Source organism: Novosphingobium sp., assembly GCF_025351285.1.
Classification (GTDB): domain Bacteria; phylum Pseudomonadota; class Alphaproteobacteria; order Sphingomonadales; family Sphingomonadaceae; genus Novosphingobium.
The window spans coordinates 15,595-27,045 of the sequence record NZ_JANXWG010000095.1; the positions used below are offsets into that span (position 1 = coordinate 15,595).

Sequence of the window (11,451 nt, forward strand, 5' to 3'; positions counted from 1 at the left end):
AGGGCTCAGGGGTTCGCATCGAATGCAGGAACACGGTCAGGACTTGGGCCACGAACCGCCAGCGCATTCGCGCAAGGCGTTGTTTGCGCTGACGCTCGGCGCGCTGGGCGTCGTCTATGGCGATATCGGCACCAGCCCGCTTTACGCGTTCCACGATGCACTGGCGCAAGCGACCAAGACCGGCGCCAGCGAAGGCGATGTGATGGGCGTGCTCAGCCTGGCGCTGTGGTCGCTGATCGTGATCGTGACGCTCAAATACGTGTTTTTCCTGATGCGGGCGGACAACAACGGCGAAGGCGGCGTGCTGTCGCTGATGGCGCTCGCCAGCCGCGCAACCGGCGGCAAATGGGTGGTCGTGGTGGTGCTGGGCGCGGCCGGCGCGGCGCTGTTCTATGGCGATGCGATCATCACCCCGGCCTTGTCAGTGCTGTCGGCGGTCGAGGGGCTCAAAACCGTGCCCGCGGTGGCCGATGACATGACTCTGACCGTGATCCTGACCACCACGCTGGCGATCCTGGCCGGACTGTTCGTGATCCAGGCGCGCGGCACCGCCAAAGTTGCCCGGCTGTTCGGGCCGGTGTGCATCCTGTGGTTCGTGACCATCGGCGGATTGGGCTTGTGGCACGTGATCCAGGTGCCCGAAGTGGTGTGGGCGCTGAGCCCGACCAAGGCATTCTGGTTGCTCGAACATCGCGGTTTCGGAAGCCTGGCGATCCTTGGCGCGGTGTTCCTGACCGTGACCGGTGCCGAAGCACTGATCGCCGACATGGGGCATTTCGGGCGCAAGCCGATCCAGCTTGGCTGGGTCACGTTCGTGTGGCCTACGCTCACGCTCAACTACCTGGGCCAGGGCGCGCTGGCGCTGGCGACGATGCGCGCGCACCAGGCCGCCGGCACGCCTTTCACCAACGATCCGTGGTTCTTCCTGATGGCGCCCGAAGCGATGCGCGCACCGCTGGTGGTGCTGGCCGGGATCGCCACCGTGATCGCCAGCCAGGCAGTGATCACCGGCGCGTTTTCGCTGACGCAACAGGCAGTTGCGCTGGGGCTGGTGCCGCGCCTCACGATCCGCCAGACTTCGGCCGACCAGATCGGGCAGATCTACATTCCGGTGGTCAACTGGATGGTGTTCGCGGGCGTGGTGCTGCTGGTGATGGCGTTCCAGACCAGCGAATCGATGGCTGCGGCTTACGGCATCGCGGTGACGGGCACGATGGTGGTGACAAGCTGCCTGGCCTATATCGTGGCGTGGAAGCTGTGGAAGTGGAACCCGTGGGCCACCGCGCTGCTGTTCATCCCGTTCCTGACGGTGGACCTGATCTTCTTCGGCGCCAACATCCTGCGCGTGGTCGATGGCGGCTGGGTGCCGCTGCTGGTGGCGGCGATCGCGGGCACGGTCATGTACACCTGGACGCGCGGGCGCCGCGTGGCCTTGCAGAAGAACAGCGAACAGGGCGTGCCGATGGATACGCTGGCGGCTTCGATGGCGGCCCGCCCGCCCACGCTGGTCGACGGCGTGGCGGTGTTCCTGACGCAGAACCCCGAAGTTGCGCCCGGCGCGCTGCTCCACAACCTCAAGCACAACAAGGCCTTGCATCGCAGCAACGTGCTGCTGTCGGTGACGACCGAACCGCGCCCGCATGTTCCGCCCGAGGAGCGGTTGTGCGTCTCCCCGATCAACGATCGCTTCAGCCGGGCCAGCCTGCGCTATGGCTATATGGACGCGGTCGACGTGCCCAAGGACCTTTCGGCCAACGATCCGGTGTTCAGCAAGCGCGGCGGCGCATCGTTCTTCGTGGGCCGCAATGCGATCCGCCGGGCATCGACGCCCAGCCTGCCCAAGTGGATGATGCTGCTGTTCTCGTTCCTGTACCGCAATGCGGCAGACCCGACCGCGTACTTCTGCATTCCGCCCAACCGCGTGGTGGAACTGGGCACCCAGATCGAACTCTGATTACGCGACTTCGCGCACGCCGTTGATCGCGGCTTCGTACATCCCGAACAAGCGGCGGAAATGCTCGTCCATTTCCATGACATTGGGCGCGGCTTGGGTGGCGCGGGCGCGTTGGGCGGCGGGGTCTTCGTCGATGAAGCGGCCGATCGCAGCGGCCAGCGCGCCGGCCGAGCAGGCGCGATAGGTCTGCCCCTGCCCGCGCGTGTACTGATCGCTGGCGCCGCCCATGTCGGGCACAATCAGCGGCACCCCGCTGGCGCGCGCTTCGGCGGCGACCATGCAGAACGTCTCGGCCTCGCAGCCGTGGACCAGCGCATCGGCCGAAGCGAGGATGGTGGCCAGTTCGGCTCGATCGGTGACAGGCGCGCCCAGCATCACGTGCGGGTTGTTGGCGGCGGCGCGGATCACGCGGGCGCGATCGCGCCCGTCGCCGAACAGTACCAGCCCGACCGGGTGCGCATAGCCCGCTGCGGCAACCGCCTCGATCACCATCGGCCAGCGCTTTTCCGAAGCCAGCCGCCCCAGCCCGACCAGCAATGTCGCATCGGGGCCAAGCTCGCAGCGTTCGAGCATGCGTTGGCGCAGCGGTCCGCTGCGCAAGGCGGGCGAGAAGATACCGGGACTGACCCCCATCGGAATCGTGCGGACCTTGCGCAGGCCGCCTGCGATCAGCCGCGTCGACAAGCTCTCGCTGGCGCTGACCACCATGTCGAAATCGGCGTCGAGCCGGCGCAGATGGCGCCAGAAGAATTCGAAACCCTTGTCGATCCGTTCGCGCGAGGCGACCGGGCCGAACCAGCGATAGGCGTAAGCCGATAGCGGATCGGCGTGCATGACAAGGCTCAGGAACGCGCCGTTGCTGGTAGCGCTGCGCCTGGCGCCAGGCCAGCGCGCGACCATACCGGGGCTGGCCCAGGGCGAGCTGGCTTCGACCACATCGGGTTGCAAGCGATCGAGCAGCGCGTGGAGCGCGGGTTCGTCATCGAAATAGTGGTAGCGGCGATCGAGCGGGAACTTGGGGGCCTCTACGCTGAGGATGCAGCCGCCCTCTCCCTCGGCGATCAAGGCATCGTGATCGCCGGGCGCAACGATGATGACTTCGTGGCCCTGGTCGCGCGCCGCGCGCAGCTTGCGTTCGACGTACGTCTTCACCCCGCCGCCTTGCGGGGCATAGAACGCGCAGACGTCGATGATTCTCACGGCAGTTCTGGTCTCACGGCAGTTCGGGCTCCATTCCGGGTTCCGCCCCCAGGCCTTACTTCAAAGGCCCGAACGAGAACAGCCCGTGGCGATAGTTCATCACCACCCGCGTCAGGGTCGGCCCCGATCCCACGCGCACCGCGGCCGAAGCGGCCTTGGGCTTGCTGAAACCCAGCTTCGGATTGTTGGGAAAGCCGGCGCCATCGACCGAAAAGCCGAACTTGTGGTTGGCATCGCGATCGTGAAGCAAGCTGAGCGCATAAGTCCCCGGGCCGGGTGCGCGGATGCATATCCACACCGGGCCCGATTGCGGCACCGCGATCTCGACCCGCCGGAACGGTTTGCCTGCCCGAACGATCTGGGCATCGTCACCCAGGAAGTCACGATCGTCGTTCGGATACAGCTCGAGCTTGAGCAGCCCCTGCCGATCCTTCAGGCCCAGCACTTCGATCTTGATCGATGGCCCTTGCTCGTTGGCGCTGCATTGCGCCCCGGCCTTGCCCAGTTCGGTCAACGACCCCGCCAGCATGAGCGGCATGAGAAAAGCGATCAATCGTCCCTCCGATTGTTGATGAGCCCCGTCAGCCCGAGCGCGCCGCCGACGGCAAGGTGCGTGACAAGCTTGAGGCTGGCGAGCAGCGTTACCGCTTCGGCGATCTGGTTTTCGGGGCCGACGAGAAACGCCGCCAGCCCGGCGAACACCACATCCTTGTTGGGCACGAACGGCAACCGCGACACCAACTGGTTAAGCGTGGCGAGCAGCAACCACCACCACAGTTCCACGCTGGGCACCATGCGGTGCCACATCACCGCCGCCAGCAGCATCATCACCACGATCCGCACGACGTGCAGTGCAGCCACATAAAACAGCTCGCGCCGGGGCAATGAAAACAGCCGCTTGCGGAAAAACGTCACCGCGAACGAGGTGCCGGTGATGAACAGCGCCGAACCGATGAACGTATGCGTGCTGATCGGCAGGTTGAGCTGGCCGAACAGCGGCGCGGCCAGCAGCAACATCAGCAGCGTGAACACGTTGCCCATCATCGCCGACAGGATCGCCACGTCCTTGATCGCCCCGAACGGCGCGGTGGTGATCTTCGTGTGGCGCTTGGCCCAGGCGTAGAAATACAATTCGCCAAGATAGCTGACGAGGATTTCGTTGCTGACCTGCTTGCGCAGCAGTTCGGGGAACGCGCTCCACGGCAGCTTCCACAACCGCGCGAAGATCACTTGTTCGGACAGCGGCCCGGCGAGGTAATAGATCGCGAAGGCGGTCCAGAAGATCGGACTGGTCGGGATCAGGTGGAACAGCGCGCGGAAGTCCATCGTCCGCAACTGGTAAAGCACCACCGCCAGGAACATCACCGAGAACGCCGGCCCGACCCAGCGCGTCCAGTTGCGTGTATCCGCCACCAGCGGCGCCGGATCGATCAGGTGCACAGCGGCCTGCGGAACCGCGTGCGGAACCGGGCTCTCGGGCGCGTCGCTCATCGGCGGCCTTTCGGGGAAACAATCGGTTGGCACACCTTGTGTGTCAGGCCGAATTCAGATGACCGAGGCATGAATGGCCTCGTGGTCAGCCGCGATCGGCGCTGCACCCGTTGCGTACAAAATGCTGTCCACCACAGCATCGCCGCGATCGACATCATGCATCAGTACCGGTTTTCCGGCGATCCCGGCTGCAAATCGCGCATATGCCGGCCCGGCCGCTTGCGTGGTGAAGGCGCGGACCTGGGCGAAGCTGCCGGCGCGGTCCTGCGTTCCGGGCACGAGCGCGGCGATGGCCGCCGCCAGCGCATCGCAATCACGCACCGGGACGAGATAGCCAAAGCGGCCGCTCCCGAGCAGCGAAGCCACGCTGGCACTGCAATCGCTCGCGACAATGTCGATCCCGACCGCCAGCGCTTCGAGCAGCACCGCGGGCACGCCTTCGAAGTCCGATGACAGCAACAGCGCGTGATAACGGCCAAGATCGAGCGCCGGTTCGGGTCGATAGCCGACAAAACGCACCCGCTCACCCAGCCCGAGCGCCTTGGCTTGCGCTTCAAGCGCGGCGCGTTCGTCCCCCTCGCCGATCAGGTCGAGCGTATCCTGCGGCCCGGCCCCGCGCACGAAAGCATCGAGCATCAACGGCAGGTTCTTCTGCCCCACCAGCCGGCCCACCGCGACGAAGCGACGCGGCTGCCCTGGCCGCCAAGCCGGTCTTGGCGCCGAACCAAGCGCATCGAGCAGTTCGCCGGTCAGCGCGGGATCGGGGATCACGGTAACCTGGTCGGGCCGCACGTGGAGGTAGCGCACGATCTCAGGGACCATCGCTGATTCCATCGCCACCACGGCGGTGAAGGTGCGCGCCTGCAGCCACAGCCAGATGCGGTACCAGAACCGCGCCCAACCCGATTTGTGCCGCCATTGCAGTTCGTTGCTGATCTTCACCAGGATCGGCGGACAGCGCCGGCCCAGCCGGACTTTGGTGAAAAACGCAACCACGGTATAGCTGTTGCCCGCGCAGAACAGCACGTCGGGCCGCTCCGCCCGGATCGCGCGGGGCAGCGTGTGGATCATCCAGAAGGTTTCCCACCACGCGCTGCCCCAGCGTGGCTGGCGCGGGGTATCGAACGCCAGATCCTTGCCCACGTCGCCCAGCATGACGCCCTCGGCCCGGCCGACGAACAGCGGCGCATCGATGCCCCGTGCGCGCCAATCGCGCACCAGCCGCAGCGCTACACGCTCGACCCCGCCGGGATGGAACGAGTGGATGAAGGTCAGGATCTTCATGCGGCCAGATCTCTGTATCGGGAAGGCACGTGGCTGCGCATCAGCCGCCCGACCGAACGATCGATGCTCGCCAGGATCGCGGGCACGCCGACATCGCCGGGATGCACGCCGATCCGCGCCACTTTCGACGCCGACAGCACCGGCGCCAGCGCACGCGCGGCGAACAGCGACGAGGCGATGCGAGCGCGGCTGCGGCTGGCCCAGGTCAGCACCGGCCCGCGCACCAGCACGCGTCCGCTGGCCGGTTGCCACACTTTCCAGTGATCTTCGGCCAAGGCGAACCCGGCATCGCCGAGCGCCTGCTTTGCGCCATCACCATAAAGCCACGCCGGGGCGATGAAGCCGGTGACCGCGCGGCCGGTGATGCCCTCGATCAGCGCGCGCCCCCGCTCCATGCGGTCGAGCGCGGTGGAATGGTCCAGCCCCAGGAATTCGCCCTCGCCCGCGGTCATGTGCTGGGCCTTGAGCCGCGCGCCAAACCCGTCATGCGTGGCAAGGTCCTTGTGGAACCAGCCGTGGACGAAAATGTCCGCACCGGTTTCAGCCCAGCCCCGCAGCCGCGCGGCGAACGGCGATCCCGGCACAAGCGGCGCTTCGGCCCAGTGATCGGGCACGACCAACAGCGCTTGGCGGTCTTCTGGCACGTGCCGCGAAAGCAAGTCGCGCAAGCGATCGACCGCGCCCTCGGAGCGCGGGCCGACATCGTGGATCGAGACCAGCAACCGCTTGGTGCCCGCGAGCGAGCGCTGTCCGGTTTCTGGGGCAGCGTGTGCCGTCAAACCTGCTCCCGATTCCGTTCGTTTCGTGGACCCGCCGCCCATCCGCCCTGCCATCTCGCCGCGCGACCTGCGTCGGGGAAAGACGATTGTCAACCGGACGCTGACACGCTGCTGACAAGCTCGGTCGCTCTGGACCGCATCAATGCGGCAAGAGTATGACATGACAGCCCGCCGGCGGAATGCGCGGCAACAAGGGAGAGTGCGATGACGCAGCAATCGGTCAGGATCGAGGAACGCGGGGCGGTGGCGGTGGTCACGCTCGATCGGCCCGAAAAGCTCAATGCGATGGACGAGCCGATGATCGCGGCGCTGGGCGGATATTTTACCGCACTGGCCGATCGGCCCGAGGTGCGCGTGGTGATCCTGCGCGCCGAGGGCCGCGCGTTTTGTGCGGGGCTCGATCTTGGCGGGTGGCCGCGCGATGAACGCGCCAGTCCCGTGCACCACACCTGGCGCACCCAGCGGATGATCGCGCGGGTGATGCAGGCGATGCGGCGGTGCCCGCAACCGGTGATTGCCTGCGCGCAAGGCGCGGCGTGCGGGGGTGGCTTCTCGCTGCTGCTGGCCAGCGACGTGCGCTATGCCGCGCCCGATTTGCGCATGAACGCCGCCTATATCCGCATCGGGCTGGGCGGGTGCGACATGGGCGCCAGCTATTTTCTGCCGCGGCTGGTGGGATCGTCGGTGGCGAGCGAGTACTTGCTGACCGGGCGGTTCATGACGGCGGAAAGGGCGCTGGGCTGCGGGCTGGTCAGCGAAATCGTGCCCGCCGAGAGCCTGCCCGACAAGGCGCTGGCGCTGGCCGACGAGATGCTGCTGACTTCACCGATGGGGTTGCGGCTGACCAAGGACGCGCTCAATCTCAACATCGATGCCGGCTCGATGGAGGCGGCGTTCGCGCTGGAGGATCGCCAGCAGGTCCTGCTCGCACAAACCGCCGATGCCGCCGAAGCGCGAATGGCGTTCATGGAGAAACGTGCGCCTGTTTACGGCGAACGCTGAGCGTTCAGTGGGCCCAGCCGAGCAGCGCGATCAGCGGCGCATCACCGTATAGGCCGACGTTTTTCGGGTAACGCTTGCGTGTCGTCGAAGCGCGAACGGCGGCGACCGGTTCGGCTGCGGTGGGGGCCGCCGATGCCAGGCGGTTCGATGCGCGCTTCGGAGCCGGATCGGCAAGAGCCGCCATGTCAAGTTCGATGACCTGCCTGCCGGCGGCTCCGCGCTCGGTCACCATGGGATTGCCGATTTGCGCGGTCTGCGCCTGCGCAGCCGGGGCGAGCACCAGCAGCGCGGCGGCAACCAGACCGGGCTTGATTATCGTCATCGTCGTTCCCTTCCCGGGTATTGTCAGGGCCCTTGGCGGCCCGTGGATCGCGGCATGTCTTGGCCGATGGTGCCAAAAATGACCGATAAGCGTTTCGATCCGACTTCCGGGAATGGTTTCCGAAAGGACATATTCGAGTCAGCATTTGTGCGCGGTGCTGGCGCCGCGATCAGCCCGGCTAGCGCTCGATCAGCGCTTATTATGGTCGGCGCTTGACCAGCGCCATGCGCAGGCATTTGCACACCACTTCGTCGCGCTGGTTGTGCATTTCGTGCGCGAAGGTGACGATGCCGGCCTGCGGGCGCGACTTGCTGTCCTTCAATTCGGCAATCGTGGTCGACGCGCGCAGCGTATCGCCGATGAACACCGGGCTGGGCATCACCAGCTTGTCGTAGCCCAGGTTGGCGACCAGCGTGCCGAGCGTGGTGTCGCTGACCGAAACGCCGACCATCAGCGAGAACGTGAAAGTGCCGTTGACGAGGATGCGCCCGAATTCGCTCGCCTTGGCGAACTCGGCATCGAGATGCAGCGGCTGCGCGTTGTGCGTCATCACCGTGAACATCAGGTTGTCGGTTTCGGTGACGGTGCGGCGGATTTCGTGCTCGATCCGCTCACCCACTTGCCATTCGTCGAAATACTTGCCGGCCATCAGCTTGCATCCTTTTCAGCGGGTTCGATCCGCACCAGCAGCGCCTCGACCTGCACCTGCCCGCCGGCATGCGCGTTCAATTCCGCAACCACGCCATCGAACGGCGCGGTGAGCGTGTGCTCCATCTTCATCGCTTCGAGCGTGAGCAACTTCTGCCCCTTGGTCACCGCCTGCCCCGCCGCGACCTCGACCGCGATGATCTTGCCGGGCATGGGGGAGAGGATGTCGCCGTCGTGGGCAGAGTGGTGGCCGGAGCCGTCGATGCGGGCTGGTCGAGTTTCAAAAGCCGCGCCATCTGAAAAAAGGACTGTGGTCTGGGCAAGCTGACTCCAGCTTGCGCCGGAATCCCAATAGGCCTGCTCACCGCCGGGTTGATAGTCGACAGTCGTTGGTTGGCCGTCGATATCGAGCCGAACGGAACGGTTCGGGACAGCATTCAACCGAAAGCCGAGCGTGCCGTTGAGCAAGTCGAACTCGGGGTCACCTACTCTTCCCTTGACGAAGTCATCGTGGAAGATTGCTTGGTCGGCTGCCGCTTGCAACATCGCTGCGGCGGGCTGAGGAGGTCTGCAAAGAGCATCGGTGTTACCACCGATGAACCCTGTTGTTGTCACTCCGGATAGAAATTCGGGAGCGCCTAGCAGCAGCGCAAGGAACCATGCGTTCGTCTTCACCGGTTCGATCATGACCTTACAACATGCGCCTTGAAGATCGCGGACAGCTTCACTTCGGGTCTCGGCATGGACCACAAGCTTGGCAATCATCGGATCGTAAAACGGACTGACGGTCCCGCCTTCGACACTTCCCGTCTCGATTCGCAACGTCTGTGGAAGGCGGAACAAATCCAACCGCCCCACACTCGGCAAGAATCCCTTCGCCGGGTCCTCCGCATACAACCGCGCTTCCATCGCCCAGCCGTGGATCGACAATTCGTCCTGCCGCTTGGGCAACACCTCACCGCTGGCCACGCGCAATTGCCATTCGACCAAGTCGACCCCGGTGATCTCCTCGGTGACCGGGTGTTCCACCTGCAACCGCGTGTTCATTTCCATGAACCAGATGCGATCGGCGCGCAGGCCCTCGCTGGCGTCGGCGATGAACTCGATCGTGCCCGCGCCTTCGTAATCGACCGCCTTCGCCGCGCGCACCGCCGCCGCGCAGATCGCCTCGCGCGTGACGGCATCCATGCCCGGCGCGGGGGCTTCCTCGATCACCTTCTGGTGGCGGCGCTGGAGCGAGCAATCGCGTTCGAACAAGTGGACCACGTTGCCGTGGCTGTCGCCGAACACCTGCACCTCGATGTGGCGCGGGCTGAGCACATATTTCTCGATCAGCACGCGATCATCGCCGAACGACGAAGCCGCCTCGCGCCGGCACGAATCAAGCGCATCTGCGAAGTCCGCCCCCGCCTCGACCCGCCGCATGCCCTTGCCGCCCCCGCCCGCGACCGCCTTGATCAGCACCGGATAGCCGATCGCGTCGGCTTCCGCGCGCAGCCGTTCGGGCGACTGATCCTCGCCCAGATAGCCGGGCGTGACCGGCACGCCCGCCGCGATCATCCGCGCCTTGGCCGCGTCTTTCAGACCCATCGCGGTGATCGAGGCAGGCTTGGGACCGACCCATACCAGCCCCGCATCGATGACGGCCTGCGCGAATTCGGCGTTCTCCGACAGGAAGCCATAGCCGGGATGGATCGCCTCGGCGCCGGTGGCCTTGGCCGCTGCGATGATCTTCTCACCCACCAGATAGCTCTCGCGCGCCGGCGACGGGCCGATGTGCACCGCCTCGTCGGCCTGCCGCACGTGCAGCGCCTTGGCATCGGCGTCGGAATATACCGCGACGGTGCGAATGCCCATGCGGCGCGCGGTGCGGATCACACGGCAGGCGATTTCGCCACGATTGGCGATGAGGAGCGATTGGATCATGTGTTGTCCTCTGCGAGGCGGATCACGGCGTTGCACAAGGCCAGGATGATCGCGGCGATTACGATGACCTCGGCCGCGCAAGTGAAAGCCAGCCAACCGAGTACCTGCTTGAGCAGACCGTAAGTGCCGGCATCGCTGGCCGACCGCACGGCGTTGAGCAGGTTGAGCGATAAATTGAGCGCGAGGACATTCATCGTCACCAGCAAGGTATGCCGCGCCATCAGCGCGCCGATATAGCCCGACTTTTCAAGGCTCAGCCGAGCCCGCATCCGCAGCCGCGCGCCGAACCCGCGAAGATCGCGCCCGACGATCTGCACGCGAAGCAGGGTGAGGCTGCCAAGCGCATAGGCGAAGGCGAGCGCCATCACCGCCCTGGTCCACCACGGCTCTGCCATGACCACATGCGCGACATCGGACATCATCGCACGATCAGTCCGTGCAACCGGTGGTGCGTGACGACCAGGTGAGATTCTGGATTTTCCAGCCGGCACTGTCACGGATCAGATCGAAATGGTCATAGCCGCAGTGATGGACCTTGCCGTCGATCAGGAAGGTGTAGCGGCCCCAAACCATCGCGATATTGCCGTCGATCTCGATCGCGGGGTCTGCAAGCCGCTCTTCGAACCGCTCGGCGCCGGGTCCAAAGCGGGCGAGAAATTCGTCGCGCGTCTTGTGGGCGATGGTCGCTGTGGCGCCTTCGGTGGCGGTGGCGGTGGTGGTGGTGGCATCGGAGCGCATCGTCTGCCCGAGCGCGACCGCATCGCGCGCGCCGATCGCGGCGAGCGCGGCGTTGACCGGGACCATGACTTGGCCCTCCTCGCTTGCGGGCGGCGGCAAGGCAGTGC

12 protein-coding genes are annotated in these 11,451 nt (G+C 65.7%); 2 read left to right on the forward strand and 10 right to left on the reverse strand.

Annotation, left to right across the window (positions count from 1 at the left end; all coding sequences use genetic code 11):
• Nucleotides 1-22: 22 nt before the first annotated feature.
• The gene (locus Q0R16_RS11600; protein ID WP_295636057.1) at nt 23-1,954 is read left to right on the forward strand and encodes a potassium transporter Kup; all 1,932 of its coding nucleotides are present in this window, start codon (nt 23-25) and stop codon (nt 1,952-1,954) included.
• Here Q0R16_RS11600 and Q0R16_RS11605 read toward each other — a convergent pair whose 3' ends face one another.
• The 5 genes from Q0R16_RS11605 to Q0R16_RS11625 are packed head-to-tail and all read right to left on the reverse strand — an operon-like array spanning nt 1,955 to nt 6,708.
• Entirely contained in the window at nt 1,955-3,154 is a 1,200-nt protein-coding gene (locus tag Q0R16_RS11605) for a glycosyltransferase (protein WP_295636058.1), read from the reverse strand. It abuts the gene before it with no gap.
• A gap of 55 nt (nt 3,155-3,209) precedes the next feature.
• Entirely contained in the window at nt 3,210-3,692 is a 483-nt protein-coding gene (locus Q0R16_RS11610) for a DUF2141 domain-containing protein (RefSeq protein WP_295636068.1), read from the reverse strand.
• An 11-nt stretch (nt 3,693-3,703) separates the two neighbouring features.
• A complete protein-coding gene (locus tag Q0R16_RS11615) occupies nt 3,704-4,645 on the reverse strand; it encodes a hypothetical protein (RefSeq protein ID WP_295636059.1) in 942 nt (313 codons plus the stop codon).
• Nucleotides 4,646-4,699: 54 nt separating this feature from the next.
• On the reverse strand, nt 4,700-5,929 hold the full coding sequence (locus Q0R16_RS11620; RefSeq protein WP_295636060.1) for a glycosyltransferase: 1,230 nt from the start codon (nt 5,927-5,929) through the stop codon (nt 4,700-4,702).
• The gene (locus Q0R16_RS11625; protein ID WP_295636061.1) at nt 5,926-6,708 is read right to left on the reverse strand and encodes a polysaccharide deacetylase family protein; all 783 of its coding nucleotides are present in this window, start codon (nt 6,706-6,708) and stop codon (nt 5,926-5,928) included. Before Q0R16_RS11625 ends, Q0R16_RS11620 begins: the two co-directional genes overlap by 4 nt.
• Nucleotides 6,709-6,912: 204 nt before the next feature.
• Here Q0R16_RS11625 and Q0R16_RS11630 point away from each other — a divergent pair, with 204 nt between their 5' ends.
• The gene (locus tag Q0R16_RS11630; RefSeq protein WP_295636062.1) at nt 6,913-7,710 is read left to right on the forward strand and encodes an enoyl-CoA hydratase/isomerase family protein; all 798 of its coding nucleotides are present in this window, start codon (nt 6,913-6,915) and stop codon (nt 7,708-7,710) included.
• A 4-nt stretch (nt 7,711-7,714) separates the two neighbouring features.
• Here Q0R16_RS11630 and Q0R16_RS11635 read toward each other — a convergent pair whose 3' ends face one another.
• From Q0R16_RS11635 to Q0R16_RS11655, 5 genes are all read right to left on the reverse strand, one after another.
• Nucleotides 7,715-8,032 carry a hypothetical protein gene (locus Q0R16_RS11635; protein WP_295636063.1) on the reverse strand — a complete coding sequence of 106 codons (318 nt, stop codon included), beginning with the start codon at nt 8,030-8,032 and terminating at the stop codon, nt 7,715-7,717.
• A 199-nt stretch (nt 8,033-8,231) separates the two neighbouring features.
• Nucleotides 8,232-8,681: a MaoC family dehydratase gene (locus Q0R16_RS11640; protein ID WP_295636064.1), complete on the reverse strand. Its 450-nt coding sequence runs from the start codon at nt 8,679-8,681 to the stop codon at nt 8,232-8,234.
• Nucleotides 8,681-10,606 carry an acetyl/propionyl/methylcrotonyl-CoA carboxylase subunit alpha gene (locus Q0R16_RS11645; RefSeq protein WP_295636065.1) on the reverse strand — a complete coding sequence of 642 codons (1,926 nt, stop codon included), beginning with the start codon at nt 10,604-10,606 and terminating at the stop codon, nt 8,681-8,683. The genes Q0R16_RS11640 and Q0R16_RS11645 overlap by 1 nt, the downstream gene beginning before the upstream one ends.
• Nucleotides 10,603-11,028, reverse strand: coding sequence for a hypothetical protein (locus tag Q0R16_RS11650; protein WP_295636066.1), 426 nt, complete (start codon nt 11,026-11,028; stop codon nt 10,603-10,605). Before Q0R16_RS11650 ends, Q0R16_RS11645 begins: the two co-directional genes overlap by 4 nt.
• A 7-nt stretch (nt 11,029-11,035) precedes the next feature.
• On the reverse strand, nt 11,036-11,451 hold a 416-nt coding region (locus Q0R16_RS11655; RefSeq protein WP_295636067.1), incomplete at its 5' end, for a hypothetical protein.